The organism is Sphingobacterium sp. lm-10, assembly GCF_023554555.1.
In the GTDB taxonomy this organism is placed as follows: domain Bacteria; phylum Bacteroidota; class Bacteroidia; order Sphingobacteriales; family Sphingobacteriaceae; genus Sphingobacterium.
Map to the genome: position 1 here is coordinate 18,694 of NZ_JAMJWC010000002.1, position 20,597 is coordinate 39,290.

The window sequence follows — 20,597 nt, forward strand, 5'->3', positions numbered from 1 at the left end:
TTCTCGGCTTACGCGTATTTTGTGTATTTTTGGACGACTTTGAACGATGAACATTTTATGACTAAAAACACGGCATTAACCAATCATCATATTTCTTTAGGTGCGAAGATGGTACCTTTCGCTGGCTTTGATATGCCGGTACAGTATTCAGGCATCAACGATGAGCACGAAACAGTGCGCACCAAGGTAGGTATGTTTGATGTAAGCCATATGGGCGAGTTCATTCTGAAAGGTGACCACGCTTTAGAGCTTATTCAAAAAATCTCTTCTAATGATGCCGCCAAGCTATACGATGGCAAGGTACAATATGGATACATTCCAAATGAAACCGGCGGTGTGGTGGATGATTTCCTAACCTACCGGATTGATGAAAAAACATATCTATTGGTAGTAAACGCCTCTAATATAGAGAAAGATTGGGATTGGATCTCGCGCTACAATACGTATGGTGTGGATATGAAAAACATTTCGGACGACACCTCTTTGTTCGCAGTACAAGGACCAAAGGCGACTGATGCGCTCCAATCTTTGACGGACATTGACTTAGCTCCTATGGAGTACTATACGTTTGCAAAAGGCACATTTGCGGGAGTGGATAATGTTTTAGTTTCCGCTACCGGCTACACGGGTGCGGGTGGTTTTGAAATCTATGTTGATAATGAGCATGCGCAACAGGTGTGGGATGCGATCATGGAAGCAGGCGCAGAATACGGCATTAAACCAATTGGTTTAGGTGCACGTGATACATTACGCTTGGAGATGGGCTTCTGCTTATACGGAAATGATATCGATGACCAGACTTCTCCTTTAGCCGCTGGATTGGGTTGGGTAACGAAATTTACCAAAGACTTCGTAAATAGTGCCAACCTGAAAGCTGAAAAAGAAGCTGGCGTAAAACAAAAGCTGGTAGGTTTTGAAATGATCGACCGCGGTATTCCGCGTCATGATTATCCTATTGTAAATGTAGAAGGCGAGACCATCGGACGCGTCACGTCAGGAACACAATCTCCTAGTTTAAAGAAATCAGTGGGTTTAGGTTACGTTGATACAGCCTTTGCTAAAGAAGGAACGGAAATCTACGTTCAGATTCGTAACCAGTCGGTGAAAGCAATCGTGAAAAAACCACCTTTTGTGAAATAGAGAATCGGAGTAAGACCGAAGGCTAGCAGCAGAAAACTGCTAACTAAAAAACTATAAGCGTCCTTGCGAGAAGGAGGAACGACGACGAAGCAATCTAAACATTAAAAACATAAGATTGCTTCGTCATGCTTCCTCGCAAAGACGTTTTTTTATTTTCCATAGCCTTATTTAGATAACTTCTTCTTTTTTGCTTTGCGTTGAGGCTGCGATGCAACCTTTTGCTCTTGCGACTGCGCACGCACGGTGCGACTGACATATTTCAGCAATACCACTTTCAGATAGATAAACACCACGATCAGCGCAATAGACAGGCCGAAGAATAATACATGCCCCACACGATATGCCGCTACTGTACTCATAATCATCAAAATGATTCCTAAATTCAGTATTACGTTGAAAATTACTTTTTTAGTCATAGGAGCAACTTTTAGGAAATACCCGTCACTTTGCGACGGATAAGAGTGAAATAAATAATTCCGGCAAGAATATTAAGCATAATAATGAAAAAAGCGAGTCCCAGCCGCTCGATGTTATCAATATGTGGAGACCGCATAATTTCCCGAATCACCAGAATGACCCAGATCATAGATAACAACAGGGATACGCTCACCATCACGGGCGCGATAGGCAGCTGAAACACGATCAGCACCAATGAAAGACTATAAAAAACCAGACTAAACAAAAAAGCTTGCTTAGTCTGGCGATAGATTTTCTGCATACTGCAAATATACCTTTTGAAATGGTGCTTGCTATGGGAAAATACCTAACTCTTGGTAGGCGACACCCACTTTGTCGATCGCACAGACAAATGCCGCTGTTCGTAAATCTTCTACACCCTCTCTATTTTTCCAAATATCCCACACCTCACGATAGGCGCCAATCATGGTGTCTTCCAAGCCAGAATGCACTAAGTCGATCTCATCTGGTCCGCGCAGTAGGATCTTTTTTTCCATCTTAGACACCTTCTTATCGGTCATCCCCTCGATGATATTCAAAATCTCCGCGTACATATTTTCATCGAAACGCTTTTCTAGACGACCATAACGTACGTTACTTAAGTTTTTGAGCCACTCGAAGTAGGATACCGTCACGCCTCCTGCATTCAGATAAATATCTGGGATAACCAGTACGCCTTTTTTATTTAACACTTCGTCCGCTTCTGGTGTTAGCGGACCATTCGCTGCCTCGCCAATAATCTTTGCTTGAATCTTGTCGGCATTGCTTTCATTGATCACCGCTTCCAGCGCAGCTGGAATCAAGATATCACACGGATATTCTAATACCTCATTCGACTTCTCTACACTTTTAGCATTTTTAAAGTTTAAGATAGAACCTGTAGAAGCTCGGTGAGCCACGACTTCCTCTAAATCCAGCCCATTTTCATCGTAAATAGCCCCTTCGTATTCGATCAATCCTACTAAAATTGCTCCTGCTTCTTGAAAGAATTTTGCCGCATGATAGCCTACATTACCTAGGCCTTGTACGATAATCCGTTTGCCTGAAATCCCGACAGATAAGCCAAGATGATTCATATCTTCTTCTATCTGACAGGCCTCGCGCACACCATAAAATACACCCAAACCAGTCGCTTCTACACGCCCACGAACGCCGCCTTGTGTCACAGGCTTTCCGGTAACGCAAGCATTAGAATACACCTCGTTTGGATGCAGAGAGCGGTAAGTATCCACTATCCAGGCCATTTCTCGAGCACCTGTTCCATAATCTGGAGCTGGCACATCCACACCTGGACCAATAAAATTTTTCTTGACCAATTCGCTGGTATATCGACGCGTAATTTTCTCCAGATCATACTCTGAATATTTAGTTGGGTCGATACGGATTCCGCCTTTGGCTCCGCCAAATGGCACATTCACAATCGCACATTTATACGTCATTAGTGCAGCTAATGCCATTACTTCATCCTGATTTACGGCCATACTATAGCGAATACCGCCTTTACATGGTGTGCGATGATGCGAGTGCTGAATACGATAGGCCTCGATAACTTCTACGTTATCCCCGATCTTGACAGGAAACTTTACCTGCAAAACAGAGTTGCAGGCTTTAATCTGCTCTAATATGCCTTTGGAAAACTTAGTGTGCTTTGCGGCCTTGTCAAAGTTCTTTTCTACCCCTTTAAAAAAACCGAAATTGTTTGGTATTGAATTGCCCATAACAATATTTTAATTTGTGTTAATGTTTATAATTGTCGTATCGTAATAAAGTTAATTTATTATCGGCAATAACCGAGTTCGACGTTTAGTTTTTATCGTCATATAAAACACATAAATCATGCCGTGCAGGCTCACTGCCCTAGACAAACAAAAAAACGCTACCCTTTGAGGTAGCGTTTTTTTGTTTTTTACATCGTGTGCTAATACACATCCATCTCTGGGTCGATCTCTTCTTTCCATGCTAGAATGCCGCCCTTCAAGTTGGAAAGATTGGTGTATCCTTGCTGCTCCAATAGCATGATCGCCTGCGCACTTCTTTTACCCGAACGGCATTGTACAATCACAGGGATATCTTTGGAGATCTTGTCTGCCTCGATCACCACGCCTGATAGCGGGATATTGACGCCGTCTAGATTGGAGGTTTCGTATTCAAAAGGTTCACGAACGTCAATCAATTGAAACTCTTCCTTATTATCGATCTTTTGCTTAAGCTCTTTTACGGTTACTTCTTTCATGCGTATCTCTATTTTATGTTAATATCCAGCCAGAAGGTTTGCCAACTTAAGTAGCCTACCTTGTTTCACAAGGCAATTACCATACCACGGCTCTAGTCAAATATAGGACTTGTACGGGAAAAGAGCAATAGTATATAGATCACATTTGTTTTGCTTATTTTTACCAAATGATCCATCCTTTCTTCTCTATAAAAAAGCTGAGTCTTGCTTTTGGTCTAGTATTATCCAGCCTTACCCTGTCTGCGCAAGTCGCCGAAAAGGCTTACCTCGAACGCATACTCAACACATTGGCTTCCGACGAAATGCGCGGCCGACATGCCTTGACGCCAGACATCGAACGCGCAGCAGATTTTATCGCTCAGGAGTTTAAAGAAATTGGCCTTAAGCCGTATGCTGAAGAGAATTTCCGTCAAACATTTCACCTGAACAGGATATCCGCAGCAGGACAAAGTGTGATGGTCGATGGTGCTGCATTAAGCCCGGAGCAATTTCTGATTTTCGGACGTCCGGGAGAACTTCAATGGGATCATAATAAGGCCATCAAAACAAGCAGCATTGCAGAAGGGGATGATTTCTCTCAAGCTTTTAGAGCACATGCATTGCAAGGGCAAGAAGATGAGATCATATGGGTGCATCCGGCACACCAAGCATTGCTCACCCGTTTTAAAAAGATGATCGGTGAAGAAAGTCTAATACCCGTCACACCAAACGCCAAGCAAGCACCCACTAAATTTTTCGTGATTCAGGATGCCGCACCTCAAAATTTTCAATTCACGGCGAAAAGCAACCAACAAGAAATCCCCCTTTTTAATGTAGTAGGCTTGCTTCCTGGAAAATCCAAACCTGAGGAGTACGTAATTCTCTCTGCACACTACGATCACATTGGTATTATTGATGCTGTAGGACAGGACTCCATTGCTAATGGAGCTGATGATGACGCTTCAGGGACAACCGCAGTTATCGCATTAGCAAAACATTTCAAAGCTTTAGATAACAATGAGCGCACCTTACTTTTTGTGGCCTTCACCGCAGAGGAGATTGGTATGTATGGTTCAAAGCACTTTGGCAATAACATAGATCCAGATAAGGTCGTAGCGATGATCAACATAGAAATGATTGGCAAAGACTCCAAGTTTGGCCCCAACACCTTGTATATCACCGGATTTGAAGCTTCCAACCTAGGCCAACTCGTACAAGAAAAGGTCAAAGGATCAGCTTTTACCTTCCATCCGGATCCTTATCCGCAGCAGAACCTGTTTTACCGAAGTGATAATGCGACATTAGCTGCCTTGGGTGTTCCAGCACATACGTTTTCTACTTCTCAAATTGATAAAGATGAATATTATCATACCGTGAAGGATGAAGTTTCCACGTTGGATATCGAGAATATCCGCGCCAGTATTGAGGCGATTGCGCACGGTATCACCGGCATTGTGAGTGGCGAACAAACGCCTACTCGAGTAGAAAAGCTGCGGGAGTAGCGGTGAATTAAAGCACCTTCTGCATCACGTAGTCGTCGAGTACGTAGCCATGGTATGGAATGTCAATTTCGTAGGCTACCACAAAGCCTACTTTACGGTAAAAGAAGTGTGCTTTGTTATGACGGTTGACATTTAGCTCTAACGTGTGAAACGATTGAGCCTTTGCTAATTCGGCCGCGAAATTAATCAATAACTGACCATAACCCTTTCCTTGTGTGGAAGGATTTAGGTACAAACTCTCTATTCTAAAAACGGCTTTTTCCGGAACTGGCCGAACAGCGATAAAACCAATCGCTTTTTCTTCTTCACAAAGCAAATAAAACACTTTGCCTTGCGCTACTGCTTGCGATAGCCCATCTCGGGAATACAACTGATCCAGCATGAAAGCGATCTGTTCTTTAGAAAGAATTGGGCTGTAGGTAGGATACCAGATCTCATGAGCGAGCTTTGATATCACCGCGAAATCTGATGCAACGGCGGGTCTAATGCGTGGTTTCATAATGCTTCTCCTATGATCAATACATTCCCGCTCCGCGAATGTATGTTAACAAAACCATCTGCAATAGCACGATATTTTCCATCACTAACGGATTTCAAATTTTCGGTTGCATAATCGCTAATAATGGCAATAACTTTCATAACACTTTCCTGCGGCATCCACTTATGAAAGGAAGATCGTATGACGTATTTGAAATGCCTACTATATACCGCAAACGTGAATGCTTGACTATGTTCCAATAAAGCATCAGCAGGAAATTCATTCCACAGAATATGGAGCGCGAATTGCTTTTTCTGTTTTAGGTACTCTAATGCATCCAAAAGGACATGCTGTTGAATGGGCAATACTAGCGTGCCGTCTTGATGGATCACAAAATCAAGCTCTGACGTAAATACCACATCTATCTTGATTCCTCTAGAGAGCAAAAAGTCCACGTTCGCATCAATTGTGACGACAATCGGACTCCATTCCAACAACTGCCCTAGTGAATCTTCTGAAATAGCATCTACATCCATGATGAGCAATGCGGGCTCCTGATTCTCTCGAACGATATGATGAGATGACATATTTATCTACCCCTCCAACGACTTGACCGCAATATAGGACATTAAGCCTATGCTCGTTTCCAACGCAGTCTCATCAATATCAAAAGTTGGTGTATGTACCGCTGAGGTGATTCCTCGCGACTTATTCCCCGTACCCAAACGGTAGAAACAGGCATTCGTTTCCTGAGAGTAATATGCGAAATCTTCGGCGGCGGGCCAAAGGTCAAGCTCCAACACATTTTCTTTCCCTAAGTATACTTCTGCGCACGCACGTGCTGCTTCCGTAGTAAAAGGTTCGTTCACTAAAAAAGGATATCCCTTGTCGATTCTAAAGTCGCACGTAGCACCCATTCCTTCTGCAATGCCAACGACCATTTTTGTCATCGTTTCATGCGCTTCCGCTCTCCATGCCTCGTCGAACGTACGGAAAGTACCTTCTAGCTTTACCTCATCTGGGATTACATTGGTAGCACCGTTGCCGATGATCTTTCCCCAGGAAAGTACGGTAGGGATACGCGGGTCGGCATAGCGACTCACGATCTGTTGCATAGCGGTAATGATTTGTGCCGTGATCGCAATAGGATCTATATTTTGATGAGGCTGCGCGCCATGCCCACCTTTACCACGAAGCGTCAGAAAAAGCTCATCGCAAGAAGCCATATACTTTCCTGATCGGAATCCAACTTGTCCGCTTTCAATAAGTGGCATCACATGTTGGCCGATAATGGCATCGGGTGTTGGGTTTTGTAAAACCCCTTCTTTGATCATGAGCGAAGCTCCTCCAGGAAGACGCTCCTCACCAGGCTGAAATATGAGTTTAACGGTACCGCCAAATTGTGATTTCAAACTTTGCAGAATTTTGGCCACTCCCAACAAAGAAGAGGTATGCACATCGTGTCCGCAAGCGTGCATCACACCAGGATTTTGCGATCCGTAGCTGCGACCTTCCACTTCCAAAATAGGCAAAGCATCCATGTCGGCACGTAAAGCAATCACTTTATCGGAAGGAAGATCGCCCTGCACTAAGGCCACTACGCCAGTATCTGCCATAGCAGTGTAGGGAATAAGCAACTCATCCAATCGTTGTTTTACAAATGCTGATGTATTGTATTCCTGAAAAGAAAGCTCAGGATTTTGGTGCAAATGCCGTCTTATGCCTACCGTTTCTTCTGCGAAGGAAGAGGCTAGGCTTTTGATCTGCTCTATCATCATAATGGTGGGGTTAAGGGTGATTTATTGCCAGACCCAGATGTCTTCTACAAAAACAAATACATTGCTGTACTGCCCGCGGATCTTACGCATAAAGTTATTGGCTTCGGTGCGCGTACGGAAGTCTCCAACTTTTACCCGAAAGTTAGGCTCCTCGTAATTAATATACGCAGCCATATCACTGAACTGACGTAAGAAACCATTTTGTACGGATACGGCGTCTGTCCGGTTAGCACCGGAAAAAATCTGCACCCGAAAACCTCTGGTTCGTACCCGCCGCATATTGCGCTTATCCACAACTTTCTTATCAGCTAAGCTCACTGTAGGACGGGTAGCAGGATTGATTTCATGCTCTGCCCTGAACGCTTGTAGCGCGGCGATCATTGGATCCACAACCACATCTACGTGCTGTTCCTGAGCATATGCTCCGGCAGATAAACCACCGAGTAACCCACATAAAATCAATCCCTTTCTAACCATGATTAACGTCTCTTATTTACTGCCGTGGCAGTTTTTATATTTCTTGCCAGAACCACAAGGACACTCGTCGTTACGGCCTACCGTTTGCTCTTTGCGAATCGGCGCCGTCACCTGTGGTACCCGAGTGTCATCTACATCCTCTTCACTAACACCTGTTGGTGAAGAAAGCTCTTGCTTGGAAGCCGTGACCTGTGCGGGCTGAGCGGGTACTGGACGCGCTTCTCTCACTTGCTCTTCCTGTTGACCTTGTTGTCCTGGAATTTCTCCTTTGAATAAGAAGCTTACAACTTCTTTGTTCATAGAGGCCAACATCTGCTTGAATAGGTTGTATGCCTCCATTTTATAGATCACGATCGGATCTTTTTGCTCGTAAACGGCATTTTGTACCGATTGCTTCAAATCATCCATTTCGCGTAAATGCTCTTTCCAAGCTTCGTCAATTAGAGCAAGAACTATACCCTTTTCGAAAGATCTAAATACTTCCTTGCCTTTAGATTCTACTGCTTTTTTCAAATTAGTAGATACCTGAATGCCGCGCGTGCCATCAGAGAATGGCACCACCACGTTCTCAATCATATCTCCACGCTCTGCCATGACGTTGGTCATAACAGGTAGTGTCTGTGCTGCTACATGCAATGCCTTCTCCTGGTAATGCGCCATGATTTGGGCAAATAGTTTGTCGATCAACGTGGCCACATTGCCAGATTTAAATTCCTCTTCAGCGATAGCAGGATCCACAGCGAAGATGCGGATTACTTCGATTTGAAATTCTTCAAATGAACCACCCTCTTTAGATGAAAGCACCACATCTTCCACTACATCGAAGATGGTGTTATTTAAATCTACATCCAGACGCTCGCCAAACAACGCATTTTTACGCTTTGTATAGATGACGGTACGCTGTGAATTCATTACATCATCATACTCCAATAGACGCTTACGTATACCAAAGTTATTTTCTTCTACTTTGCGTTGTGCACGTTCAATAGACTTGGTCAGCATGCCGTGTTGCATCACTTCACCATCTTCCACACCCATGCGCACCATCAAATTAGAAATACGTTCTGAAGCGAATAAACGCATCAATGGATCTTCCAGAGAAACGAAGAACTGAGAAGAACCCGGATCTCCCTGACGACCAGCACGACCACGTAACTGACGATCCACCCGACGTGATTCGTGACGTTCTGTACCGATAATAGCCAAACCTCCCGCGTTAATTACTTCGGAAGCTAGCTTAATATCCGTACCACGACCTGCCATATTCGTTGCGATGGTTACCTGACCAGGCTTACCTGCTTCTGCCACGATATCTGCTTCCTTCTGGTGCAATTTCGCGTTCAGCACGTTGTGTTTGATGCCGCGCATCTTCAGCATTCGGCTTAATAATTCAGAGATTTCTACAGAAGTAGTACCCACCAAGACTGGTCTTTGTGCATCTGTAAGCGTTTGTATCTCTTGCGCAACGGCATTGTATTTTTCTCGTGCTGTGCGGTAAATATAATCTTGTCTATCGTCCCGCTGTATGTCACGATTTGTAGGAATCTCTACCACATCGAGTTTATAGATTTCCCACAATTCTCCTGCTTCTGTAGAAGCAGTACCCGTCATACCGGCTAACTTGTGGTACATACGGAAGTAGTTTTGCAGGGTGATGGTCGCATAGGTCTGCGTAGCATCTTCTACTTTTACATTTTCTTTCGCCTCAATCGCCTGGTGTAGACCGTCGGAGTAACGACGACCATCCATGATACGACCGGTTTGCTCATCGACGATTTTAACCTTGCCTTCATCCAGGATGTATTGATCATCAATCTCAAACAAAGTATAGGCCTTCAACAATTGGTTGATGGAGTGAATACGTTCTGCTTTGATGGAGTAATCGCGCAATAATTCTTCTTTCTGACGTGCTTTTTCTTCTAAAGGATCAGAGGAGTTTTCAATGGCCGCAATCTCTGTACCTACATCTGGTAGGATGAAGAAGGTTGGGTCTTCTCCAGAAGTCGTGATCAGCTCAATTCCCTTTTCGGTAAGCTCTACCTGATTGTTCTTTTCATCAATCACGAAGAACAATTCCTCATCTGCCTTTGGCATGTGACGGTTTTGCTCTGCCATGTAGAAATTTTCTACTTTTTGTAGCACCTGGCGGTGATTGCTTTCACTTAGGAACTTAATCAGCGCTTTATTCTTCGGCAAACCGCGATAAGCGCGGAATAATGCCAAACCACCTGCTTCCGGATCTATATCTCCAGCAGCAATGGCTTTCCTTGCCTGATTCAGGGCGCCGTTTACATACGCTTTTTGCGCATTTACCAAACGCTCAATCCTTGGCTTCAATTGATAAAATTCGTGTTGATCTCCACGTGGAATTGGACCAGAAATGATCAACGGTGTACGCGCATCGTCAATTAGTACGGAATCCACCTCATCGATCATCGCAAAGTGTAGTTTGCGCTGTACCATTGCCTCTGGGTTTTGCGTCATATTATCACGCAAATAGTCAAAACCAAATTCGTTATTAGTACCGTAAACAATATCGGATTGATACGCCTTGCGACGTTGTGGTGAATTTGGCTGATGCTTATCAATACAGTCTACACTTAAACCGTGAAATTCAAACAACGGACCATTCCACTCCGAGTCACGACGTGCTAAGTAATCATTCACCGTGATGATATGCATACCCTGACCAGATAATGCATTGAGGTAAGTCGGCAATGTACCTACCAAGGTCTTTCCCTCACCAGTACCCATTTCCGATATTTTACCTTGGTGCAGTACAATACCACCAATGAGTTGCACATCGTAGTGCACCATATTCCAGGTTACCTCTGTACCTGCAGCAGACCAGCTATTTTTCCAGACAGCTTGATCGCCTTGTATAGAGACATTGGGCTTCAAGGCTGCGATGTCGCGGTCAAACTGGCTAGCGGTAACCGAAATTTCCTTATTTTCTGTGAAACGTCTGGCCGTATCTTTTACCACAGCAAAGGCTTCTGGCAAGATCTCCAAAAGTACTTCCTCCAGTTTCTTATCTCTATCTTTAGTGAGCTTATCTACCTTCTCATAGTAGGCCGTTTTGGTCTCCATATCTTCGGTACTTTCAGCCTGCTCTTTTAAGCTCGCGATCTCATCATCAATCTCTTTCAGATACGCGGCAATACGACTTTTGAATTCTGCTGTCTTGGCTCTCAGATCATCATTTGATAAGCTAGCAAGCTTCTCATACTCTTCCTTGATTTTATTTACTATAGGTTGTATTCCTTTGATATCCCGCTCAGACTTGCTACCAAATAATTTACTTAAGAATTTTAACATAATCTTTTTAATCTGTACTCAGTAGTGCACAATAATAAATCCAAAGTTCCTAAACAGACAATTTGGCACTAATCGGGCAAATTTAATTATTAGCAATGATAAGTAACAGCTTATCACTGTTTTTTTACTGTTTTTTTTAATTGCCTTAATACAGGGCTAAAGGACGCCGATACAGCGCATATCTCAGGAAGAATTTGACCTTTTTGAGAAATAAATGATACCTTTAATAATCAACCTATAAACATGATGAAAAACCTTTCTCTTCTAGTTCTTGTCTTTGTATCTGCTATCTCAACAAGCATCGCGCAGGATGTACCGCGCGTGCTGGTATTCTCTAAGACTACTGGTTTTCGACACGACAGCATTGAGAAGGGAGCAGAAGCAATTCAGCAATTAGGCCAACAGCATGGTTTTGCGGTGACGCACAGTGAAGATTCGGATGTATTTACAGATGACCAACTCAAGCAGTACCAAGCTGTCCTATTTTTGAGTACGACCGGGGATATTCTGAATGCAGATCAGAAGAATGCTTTCGTCCGTTTTATTCAAGGAGGAAAAGGCTTTGTTGGTATTCATGCTGCCAGCGACACCGAATACAGCTGGCCATGGTACGGAAAAATGGTGGGAGGGTATTTCGAAAGCCATCCTGAAGTACAACATGCCGACGTACATGTACAAGACCATGTCCATCCAGCGACAGCCCATCTTCCTGAAATTTGGCATCACAAAGATGAGTGGTATGATTTTAAAAGCATGAATCCTGATGTCAACATTTTGATGACCATCGATGAAAACAGCTATCAGGGAGGTAAGATGGGTTCATTTCACCCCGTATCCTGGTATCATAAATACGACGGAGGGCGTGCATTTTATACCGCATTAGGGCATACGAAGGAAGCGTATGAGGAAGCCGAATTTCTTCAACACATATTAGGTGGCATCTCTTATGCCATTGGTGAGCGCTAGACAGATTAATCGACAGCATCTGGCAGGCTTTGACTGGCGGATTATTTTTCCTTATTTTTGCTACCAATGAAATATTGCTCGATCGCTTCCGGAAGTAATGGTAACTGTTATTATATCGCTAAGGATGATACAGCTGTATTAATCGATGTAGGCATCAACAACAAACACATGCACTTACGTATGGATCAGTTGGGGATCCTACCCACTCAGGTGAAGGCGATCTTCATCACGCACGAACATACCGATCATATCTGCGGGCTCTCCGTTTTTGCGAAGAAATACGACTTACCCATTTACATCACGCAAGGCACCTTAGATGGTAGCAAACTGCGGTTGCCCGCACATTTGGTACGTGTTATTAAGTCTAATGAACGCGTGCATATTGGGCCGTTGGAGATTATTGGGATTCCAAAATACCATGACGCCAAAGAACCCTGCAGTTTTGTCGTGTCTGACGGCAAAAATAATATCGGTATTCTCACGGACCTTGGCCAGGCCTGCGACAATGTGAAACATGTGGTGCAGCACGTGGATGTATTGCTTTTGGAGAGCAATTATGATGAAGAGATGTTGCAAAACGGACGCTACTCGTACTATCTCAAAAACCGGATTCGTGGTGGCTTTGGGCATATATCTAATAATATGGCATTAGCTTTATTTTTGGAAAACCGCACAAAGCGATTGAAACATCTAATCTTGGGGCATCTATCCGGCCAAAATAATACAGTAGAAAAAGTACAGGAAACTTTCTCGCCGCACTGCGCAGACATCACCCTATCCATTGCGACAAGACATCAGGCTTCCATCATCTTTGATCTGATAGACTTTCATCAAACGAGTACGCAGCAAGCCATCGTAGCAGAGATTACCTCGCCGTTGATGCGCGAAGTGGTATAAAAAAAGCGCCTGATGAAACATCAGACGCTTTTGGCTTTATATTAATTATTGTCTTATGCTAGTTCTGACGAGGCTCCAATCCTTGCGCCACCAACGCTTCTACATACTTACGAACAGATTCGTTAGAGAAACGAGAAGTAACATCGAATGCGAATGCATGTACCAATAAAGTCCGTGCCGATTCTTCTCCAATACCTCTGGCGCGAAGATAGAATAATGCCTGATCGTCGAACTGACCCATCGTACAACCGTGCGAACATTTCACATCATCAGCAAAAATTTCCAACTGTGGCTTGGTGTATACAGTAGATTTGTCGCCGATCAACATATTATTATTCTGCTGAAAAGCATTTGTTTTCTGTGCATCTAAGCGTACAAAGATCTTTCCATTAAATACTGCTGTAGATTCGTCTTGCGGAATATTTTTGTACCACTCGTACGACTCACAATGTGGCTTCATGTGATCTACAATGGTATGGTTATCCACCAATTGCTTGTTGGCCAAGAGATTGATTCCGTACAAATGCGACTCTACCTGCTCATCATCCAGGCGCACATTGATGTTGTTACGCACGAATGTGGCACCAGGGAAATTACAGTTATAGTTATTATACAGACTGTGCTTATTCTGGTATACTTCTGTATGGTTGATGTAGTTGCTCGTTGAATCAGAAACCTGCAAGTAGTAATGTTGCATCTTTGCATTCTCTTCCAGCACTACTTCCGTCACCTTGTTGTGTAGGTTTTTCGCACTGCCTGCTAATGTGATGAATGATTCGATTACTTCTAACTCCGAGTTTGCTCCGGCAACGATCAGATTTCTAGTTTGGGCAAAAAACGCTTCGCTACCTGTAGCCACATGCACCAAGTGGATTGGTTTACGCACCACCGCATTACGCTTTGCCTCAATAAAGATACCCGCAGTATACAATGCGGTATTAAGGTACACCAAAGCATTATCTGTCTTGTCGGCATGCTGCGCAAAATGACGAGCAAATTGCGGATCATTGGCAGCATCTTCAATTGGCTTCACCACCAAACCATCTTCCTCTTCCAGGCTGGAAAAAGCCACCGTATATTGGCCATTGACCAACACCAGGCGGTGCGCATCCAATTCTGGAATGTCTGCCTGGCTCAGATCAAGATCGGCCACATCCACATCACTATTCAGCACATAGGGTGCCTGTACCAGACTATAGATATTGGTATATTTCCAATCTTCATTTTTTACCGTAGGAAACCCTGCCTGTTCAAACTTTGCGAACGCTTCCTGACGAATCGCTGCTAAGGCAGCTGGCTCATCGATCTTCTCCAGATCATGGAAAGTCGTTGTCAATTGTTGAAACAGAGATTCTGCTGTTATTGTACTCATATTTTTTGTTGTCAATACACTCATAACCTTCCCTTTCTTTTCCCTAGTTTAGGCCGTCTGCGTATCTAATTCTTTTAACCAATCGTAACCTTTTTCTTCCAATTCTAAGGCCAACTCTTTAGGACCTGTTTTTACAATGCGACCATTGTATAATACGTGTACAAAATCTGGCACGATATAATCTAACAGACGTTGGTAATGCGTAATTACGACGAATGCATTGTTTTCGGAACGTAGTTGATTCACGCCATTCGCTACGATACGTAGTGCATCGATATCCAAACCTGAGTCTGTTTCATCCAAAATAGAAAGCTTAGGATTAAGCATCGCTAACTGAAAGATCTCATTACGTTTTTTCTCTCCACCAGAGAAGCCTTCGTTTAAAGATCTGTTTGTTAGTTTAGCAGAGAACTCGACCAACTTTTGCTTGTCTTTTACCAACTGTAAGAACTCTTTGGCTTCTAATGGCGGCAAGCCTTTGTACTCACGAATATCGTTCAATGCTGTTTTCAGGAAGTTGATATTGGAAACGCCCGGAATCTCCACAGGATACTGGAAAGCCAAAAACAGACCTTCACGTGCACGATCTTCTGGAGAAAGGTCTAATAGATCTACGCCATCTAGTAGCGCGGTACCATCCGTTACTTCATAGGATTCGCGACCGGCTAGTACATTACCTAACGTACTTTTGCCCGCACCGTTTGGCCCCATGATCGCGTGTACTTCACCCGCTTTCACTTCCAGATTTAATCCTTTTAATATGTTTTTATCCTCTACAGAGGCGTGTAAATTCTCAATCTTTAACATGCTATTTTATTATTTGTTCATTCGGAAAAAGTGCGTTGCAACTCATCCAAAATCGTGTATTGCTTTTTAATTTGCTTATCCTACTGATCCTTCTAATGATATGGCCAGCAGTTTTTGCGCTTCTACGGCAAACTCCATAGGAAGTTGATTCAGCACTTCCTTGGCGTATCCATTCACAATTAGCCCAACAGCTTTCTCTGGATCGATTCCTCGCTGATTTAAGTAAAACACCTGATCTTCTCCAATTTTGGACGTTGTCGCTTCGTGCTCTAGCTTGGCCGATTTGTTTTTACTTTCTATGTACGGGAAGGTATGGGCTCCACAACGATCGCCAATCAATAATGAATCGCACTGCGTGAAGTTCCGCGCTTGATCTGCGTTAGGTCCGATCTTCACCAAACCTCTGTAACTATTATGGCTCAATCCGGCTGAAATACCTTTTGAAATGATTTTCGACTTGGTGTTTTTACCCAAGTGGATCATCTTGGTCCCCGTATCTGCTACCTGACGGTTACGCGTCATCGCTACGGAATAAAATTCGCCCACACTATTATCACCTTTCAAGATAACACCAGGATATTTCCAAGTAATGGCCGAACCGGTTTCTACTTGTGTCCAGGAAATCTTAGAGTTATCTCCTTTACAGATACCCCGTTTGGTCACGAAGTTAAAAATACCACCTTTACCGTCTTTATCGCCTGGATACCAGTTTTGTACGGTAGAGTACTTTATTTCGGCATCTTTCATCGCAATAAGCTCTACTACGGCAGCATGCAATTGATTTTCGTCACGCATCGGAGCGGTACATCCCTCCAGGTAAGAGACATAAGCTCCTTCATCTGCAACGATTAACGTACGCTCGAATTGTCCCGTATTTTGAGCATTGATCCGGAAGTAGGTAGAAAGCTCCATGGGGCAACGAACACCTTTAGGAATATAGACAAACGAACCATCGGAGAATACCGCAGAATTTAATGCCGCATAGATATTATCTGTTTGAGGCACTACCGTACCCAAATAGGTTTTGATCAGTTCCGGGTATTCTTGAACCGCCTCACCGAAAGAGCAAAATATAACCCCTTTTTCTTTCAGTTTTTCCCGGAATGTGGTTTTCACGGACACGGAATCAAATACCGCATCTACTGCTACCACACCAGCTAAAACCTTCTGCTCATCCAATGGGATGCCCAATTTGGCAAACGTGGATAATAATTCTGGATCTACTTCGTCCATGCTGTTTAACAGCTTTTTCGCTTTTGGAGCGGCATAGTAAGAAAGATCCTGAAAATCCACTTCTGGATTATCAAAGTTCTGCCAAGTCGGCATATCCATACTTTGAAAATGGCGAAATGCCTTCAACCGCCATTCCAATAGCCATTCCGGCTCATTTTTCTTAGCAGAAATCAGGCGTACAGTATCTTCGTTAAGACCCTTCGGCGCGATCTCCATATCAATATCGGTCGTAAACCCATATTTATACTCCTCGTGCTCAAGCTCTTTTAGTAATTCGTCGTCTTTGGTACTCATATCTCTTTCACCTTATGAAGCAACCTGTAGTTGCCCTATTTTCAATTTGCAAATTTAGCATTTTAATAGGAATAACGCACTATCGCCAACCACCATTCGTGGCGATTATCTTAAAAAATGCATTATTCATCAAAGTCCAAAATTCATTAAAAATGGCAGATAAAGCCCTACCTACCAATTAGGTTGGTAATTTGCCTATGATGACCCACTACTATGCGCAATGACAGAAAAGTAAAATATTGCACTATGATTACCTACTGTAAAAATACAGCAGCAAATAAAATATTGTATATTTACATTTCACAAAATTTTATTGTAATGCCCTACCAGCCTGACAAGACAGATCTTAAAATCTTAAAATTGCTGCAAGAGAATGGCCGCATCACTAATTTGCAGCTAGCCACGAGCATTGGCCTATCTCCTGCACCAACGCTGGAGCGCGTTCGTAAATTAGAAAACTCGGGCTTCATTAAGAGCTATCATGCGTTTGTGGACGAGGAAAAACTGGGCTTAGGCATAAAATCTTTCATACAGATCTCGCTCGATTTTCATACGCAGGATGCGATACCGAAATTTGTCGATGCTGTCTTGGAGATACCTGAAGTCACCGAGTGCCACCACGTCACAGGTAACTGCGATTTTATTCTAAAGGTATATGTAAGAGATATCAAAGCCTATGAGGGTGTGATTATGGAAAAAATCACAAAGATTCCTTACGTAAAAACTTTCCAGACCATGGTCATTATGTCAACAAGCAAAAAACAACCTATCGTACCCCTTCAATACTAAGTCTAGCTACTTTTATGCATACATTCAGTGATCTTGCAATCATACTTACCTGGCCCGATGCGACTATCCGCGGGGACGAGAAGTGGATGATGTTTTTTAAGAAAATTGGATTCGTAAAAAACCTTAATTTTAAAGTAGGCCATACCGGTATTGTCTTGGTAGAAAAAGCCACTGGAAATATGCGTTTTTACGATTTCGGACGTTACATATCGCCGCGAGGATATGGTAGAGCACGTTCTCAGGATTCCGACCCCCGCCTTATTATCGGGCTCAAAGCACATGTAAAGGATGGACAGATCACCAATTTGGAGGAGATTGTACGTTATTTCGAAACCTTAAAAAGCGCCATGTACGGGGAGGGGCAGTTATATTTTTCTGTCGCCGAGAACGTCAACTTTATTTTAGCAAAGCATTTTGGCGACTCTTGGGTGGAGAGAGGTACCTATCCGTATGGTGCTGTGGCACGACACAATAATAACTGCTCCAGATTCATCACACGCATGCTGATGAAAGCATCCAAAAAATACCATTATTGGCATGGTATCAACCTCCCTGAGACTTTCAAAGCAAGCCCGATCAGCAACGTAGTCAATGTCGTGAACAACAGGATGATCTATTCATTTTGCCCTACAAAAGGGCTTCAATATTTTCACATGAATCGCTGGAAATCTTTTTGGTTCTTGATCAAGCAATTAGGTGATAACGTTTCTCAGAAGAAATCCAATCTTTTGCCAAACGACCAGATTATTGGAGCGGTTGATTTTCGTTCTAAACCGATTACTATTCCTAAAAACGCCACCTATCTTGGCGGTGTGGGCGATGGGGCATGGTATGCCGTCACCCATCTCGGCGATCGGCAATTTATGATCAAGCGGTTCACTACACACGGTGAGTTAGAATATGTGGTGCAGGGAGAATCCAGCGCAGACATCCAAACAGATGCTCCTTGGAGGGTTGTTTACGATAGTCACCTGCTATTTACGCATATTGAACAGAACGACATCAAAATACGCATTAGCCATGTTAAACAGCTTCAGAAAGAAGATTTCAAGTTCGAAATTGTAAAAGAGCTATACGCGTAGGTTTTCTTATACCTGCCAATTAATAGGCTTCTTTCCCTGCTGCATGAGATATGCATTGGTGCGCGAAAATGGCTTAGATCCATGAAACCCGCGATATACCGATAATGGCGACGGATGTACTGATGTCAAAACCAAATGCTTTGTTTGATCAATCAATGCCGATTTTTTAATGGCATAGCTTCCCCACAGTATAAAAACAACTCCTGCACACTGCGCTGAAACGGATTGAATAATGGCGTCTGTAAATTGTTCCCAACCTCGCTTCTGATGCGACGCGGCCTCATGAGCGCGCACGGTCAATGTTGCATTAAGCAATAGTACGCCTTGCTCCGCCCATTTTGTTAGATCACCACCGCGCGGATATACAAAACCAGGAATATCATCCACCAGCTCGGTATAGATATTTTTTAAAGAAGGCGGAATGGCGACTCCTGAAGGCACAGAAAAAGATAAGCCATGTGCTTGACCAATATTATGATAAGGATCTTGACCAAGAATAACGACTTTGACTTCTGGCAAGGGCGTTAGACGGAATGCATTAAAAACCAGGTCTTCTGGAGGAAATACTTGGGCGATTTTCCGCTCCTTCTGCACAAACTGTGATAGAGCACGCATAGAAGGCTGTTCGAACAGTGGTTTTAAAATAGGTGTCCAACTTTCATGATATCTTTTCGACATACTCAAATGTACAATTTTCGTTTAATTGTGGCACACAATTGGATACCTCTATTAATTATCGGATATTTGCATTTAAAGAAAAATTGAGAAAATATTATGTCTAATTTAATACGTATTGTCATAGCCAGCATAATGGTGATTGGAACCGCTACACTATTCTGGTTTGGGCTATGGGGCTGGGGTATATTGGCTGTTTTAGTAACTATCTTAGCTTGGGTAACCGTATTTTTTAACGAAAAAATGTTGCTTGCGCAGTGGCACCTGCGCAAAGAAAATATGGGAAAGGCAGAACTTTGGTTGAAAAAAATCAAGAACTTCCAGAAAGAATTGGTGCCAGCACAGCACGGTTATTATCATATGCTGCTAGGGCTTATTGAATCACAAAAGGCGCCATTGCAAGCAGAAAAGTTCTTTAAGAAAGCTTTATCCATGGGTTTACACATGGATCACAACGTTGCGTTGGCAAAATTAAGCCTCGCAGGAATTGCTATGGCGAAACGTGATAAACGTGGTGCCGAAAAATTATTGTCTGAAGCAAAGAGAGCGGACAAAAATAAATTACTGGAAGAGCAGATTAAAATGATGAAATCTCAGATGGGTATGATGGATAAGCAACAGTTTCGCTATTCCAGATAATTTAGCATACTAAGATTTCTGCAACTGAACTTTGATTTGCCGAAAGCGACCGGGTTCTCTGCTATCCTCAAAAACAATTTTAACGGCCTGTGGTGGGCCGTTTTCTTTTTTCCATCCCGCTACCTTGAATTGCAGAGCGACCGGAATATCCATCGTTAGAATGTGGTTGAGGTAATTCTGCCGATCACTGATATCTATCCGAACTCTTCCCATTTGTATCTGAGAATACATTACATCATTATCTTTCTTGTCTACCAATGTAGAGGCATACGTATTCATCTTGAATTCTCTCTCTTGGCGAAGCGATGAGATCACATATAGATCGACAATTGCGGTATCTTTATTCATTTTGACCGATCTCACATCAAACTGTAGATCGTCTAATATTAATACGGTGGTATCTTCCTGCGCAGCTAGCAGAAATGGCAGACTGAAAGCAAGAAAAAAGAGTATTTTCTTTAACATGGATACAGGCATTAAGA

21 protein-coding genes are annotated in these 20,597 nt (G+C 43.1%); 7 read left to right on the forward strand and 14 right to left on the reverse strand.

The genetic code is table 11. The features are described 5' to 3' along the window. Window positions 1–57: 57 nt before the first annotated feature. Window positions 58–1,140 carry a glycine cleavage system aminomethyltransferase GcvT gene (gene gcvT, locus M8998_RS09965; RefSeq protein ID WP_249992460.1) on the forward strand — a complete coding sequence of 361 codons (1,083 nt, stop codon included), beginning with the start codon at window positions 58–60 and terminating at the stop codon, window positions 1,138–1,140. A 164-nt stretch (window positions 1,141–1,304) separates the two neighbouring features. Here the strand turns inward: gcvT and M8998_RS09970 are convergent, their stop codons facing one another. The 4 genes from M8998_RS09970 to M8998_RS09985 all read right to left on the reverse strand — a co-directional run bounded on the left by M8998_RS09970 (window position 1,305) and on the right by M8998_RS09985 (window position 3,829). After that, window positions 1,305–1,556 (reverse strand): DUF6358 family protein, encoded by a 252-nt coding sequence (locus tag M8998_RS09970; RefSeq protein ID WP_249992461.1) that lies wholly within the window; start codon window positions 1,554–1,556, stop codon window positions 1,305–1,307. Window positions 1,557–1,567: 11 nt separating this feature from the next. Next, window positions 1,568–1,858 carry a hypothetical protein gene (locus M8998_RS09975; RefSeq protein WP_249992462.1) on the reverse strand — a complete coding sequence of 97 codons (291 nt, stop codon included), beginning with the start codon at window positions 1,856–1,858 and terminating at the stop codon, window positions 1,568–1,570. A gap of 31 nt (window positions 1,859–1,889) precedes the next feature. Continuing rightward, a complete protein-coding gene (locus M8998_RS09980) occupies window positions 1,890–3,314 on the reverse strand; it encodes a Glu/Leu/Phe/Val family dehydrogenase (RefSeq protein WP_249992463.1) in 1,425 nt (474 codons plus the stop codon). 200 nt (window positions 3,315–3,514) lie between these two features. Further along, complete coding sequence (locus tag M8998_RS09985) at window positions 3,515–3,829, reverse strand: rhodanese-like domain-containing protein (protein ID WP_249992464.1); 315 nt, start codon at window positions 3,827–3,829, stop codon at window positions 3,515–3,517. A 167-nt stretch (window positions 3,830–3,996) separates the two neighbouring features. On the opposite strand from M8998_RS09985, the gene M8998_RS09990 reads away from it, so the two are divergent. Then, entirely contained in the window at window positions 3,997–5,310 is a 1,314-nt protein-coding gene (locus M8998_RS09990) for a M20/M25/M40 family metallo-hydrolase (protein WP_249992465.1), read from the forward strand. Window positions 5,311–5,317: 7 nt separating this feature from the next. On the opposite strand, the gene M8998_RS09995 is transcribed toward M8998_RS09990, so the two are convergent. The 5 genes from M8998_RS09995 to secA are packed head-to-tail and all read right to left on the reverse strand — an operon-like array spanning window position 5,318 to window position 11,361. Further along, window positions 5,318–5,809 carry a GNAT family N-acetyltransferase gene (locus tag M8998_RS09995; protein WP_249992466.1) on the reverse strand — a complete coding sequence of 164 codons (492 nt, stop codon included), beginning with the start codon at window positions 5,807–5,809 and terminating at the stop codon, window positions 5,318–5,320. After that, a complete protein-coding gene (locus tag M8998_RS10000; protein WP_249992467.1) occupies window positions 5,806–6,375 on the reverse strand; it encodes a thiamine diphosphokinase in 570 nt (189 codons plus the stop codon). The genes M8998_RS09995 and M8998_RS10000 overlap by 4 nt, the downstream gene beginning before the upstream one ends. Before the next feature lie 6 nt (window positions 6,376–6,381). Next, window positions 6,382–7,566, reverse strand: coding sequence for a M20 metallopeptidase family protein (locus M8998_RS10005; protein ID WP_249992468.1), 1,185 nt, complete (start codon window positions 7,564–7,566; stop codon window positions 6,382–6,384). Between the two features lie 21 nt (window positions 7,567–7,587). Further along, complete coding sequence (locus tag M8998_RS10010; RefSeq protein ID WP_249992469.1) at window positions 7,588–8,043, reverse strand: SPOR domain-containing protein; 456 nt, start codon at window positions 8,041–8,043, stop codon at window positions 7,588–7,590. Between the two features lie 12 nt (window positions 8,044–8,055). Next, window positions 8,056–11,361, reverse strand: a complete 3,306-nt coding sequence (gene secA, locus M8998_RS10015; protein ID WP_249992470.1) for a preprotein translocase subunit SecA — start codon at window positions 11,359–11,361, stop codon at window positions 8,056–8,058. Window positions 11,362–11,604: 243 nt separating this feature from the next. Here secA and M8998_RS10020 point away from each other — a divergent pair, with 243 nt between their 5' ends. Together M8998_RS10020 and M8998_RS10025 are read left to right on the forward strand one after the other, a co-directional pair. Next, window positions 11,605–12,327, forward strand: coding sequence for a ThuA domain-containing protein (locus M8998_RS10020; protein WP_249992471.1), 723 nt, complete (start codon window positions 11,605–11,607; stop codon window positions 12,325–12,327). A gap of 66 nt (window positions 12,328–12,393) precedes the next feature. Continuing rightward, window positions 12,394–13,224 (forward strand): MBL fold metallo-hydrolase, encoded by an 831-nt coding sequence (locus M8998_RS10025; RefSeq protein ID WP_249992472.1) that lies wholly within the window; start codon window positions 12,394–12,396, stop codon window positions 13,222–13,224. A 58-nt stretch (window positions 13,225–13,282) separates the two neighbouring features. Here M8998_RS10025 and sufD read toward each other — a convergent pair whose 3' ends face one another. The 3 genes from sufD to sufB form a co-directional block, all read right to left on the reverse strand. Further along, complete coding sequence (sufD, locus tag M8998_RS10030; protein ID WP_249992473.1) at window positions 13,283–14,596, reverse strand: Fe-S cluster assembly protein SufD; 1,314 nt, start codon at window positions 14,594–14,596, stop codon at window positions 13,283–13,285. A gap of 48 nt (window positions 14,597–14,644) precedes the next feature. Then, window positions 14,645–15,403, reverse strand: coding sequence for a Fe-S cluster assembly ATPase SufC (gene sufC, locus M8998_RS10035; protein WP_249992474.1), 759 nt, complete (start codon window positions 15,401–15,403; stop codon window positions 14,645–14,647). A gap of 75 nt (window positions 15,404–15,478) precedes the next feature. Beyond that, the gene (gene sufB / locus M8998_RS10040) at window positions 15,479–16,930 is read right to left on the reverse strand and encodes a Fe-S cluster assembly protein SufB (protein ID WP_249992475.1); all 1,452 of its coding nucleotides are present in this window, start codon (window positions 16,928–16,930) and stop codon (window positions 15,479–15,481) included. A gap of 318 nt (window positions 16,931–17,248) precedes the next feature. Between sufB and M8998_RS10045 the strand changes: the two genes are divergently transcribed. Both M8998_RS10045 and M8998_RS10050 read left to right on the forward strand, forming a co-directional pair. Further along, window positions 17,249–17,719: an Lrp/AsnC family transcriptional regulator gene (locus tag M8998_RS10045; protein ID WP_249992476.1), complete on the forward strand. Its 471-nt coding sequence runs from the start codon at window positions 17,249–17,251 to the stop codon at window positions 17,717–17,719. Between the two features lie 14 nt (window positions 17,720–17,733). Next, window positions 17,734–18,801 carry a DUF6695 family protein gene (locus M8998_RS10050; RefSeq protein WP_249992477.1) on the forward strand — a complete coding sequence of 356 codons (1,068 nt, stop codon included), beginning with the start codon at window positions 17,734–17,736 and terminating at the stop codon, window positions 18,799–18,801. 6 nt (window positions 18,802–18,807) lie between these two features. On the opposite strand, the gene ung is transcribed toward M8998_RS10050, so the two are convergent. Further along, window positions 18,808–19,479 (reverse strand): uracil-DNA glycosylase, encoded by a 672-nt coding sequence (gene ung / locus M8998_RS10055; protein WP_249992478.1) that lies wholly within the window; start codon window positions 19,477–19,479, stop codon window positions 18,808–18,810. Window positions 19,480–19,575: 96 nt separating this feature from the next. On the opposite strand from ung, the gene M8998_RS10060 reads away from it, so the two are divergent. Then, window positions 19,576–20,115 carry a tetratricopeptide repeat protein gene (locus M8998_RS10060; protein WP_249992479.1) on the forward strand — a complete coding sequence of 180 codons (540 nt, stop codon included), beginning with the start codon at window positions 19,576–19,578 and terminating at the stop codon, window positions 20,113–20,115. Between the two features lie 9 nt (window positions 20,116–20,124). Here M8998_RS10060 and M8998_RS10065 read toward each other — a convergent pair whose 3' ends face one another. Beyond that, complete coding sequence (locus M8998_RS10065; protein ID WP_249992480.1) at window positions 20,125–20,580, reverse strand: hypothetical protein; 456 nt, start codon at window positions 20,578–20,580, stop codon at window positions 20,125–20,127. Window positions 20,581–20,597 lie beyond the last annotated feature (17 nt).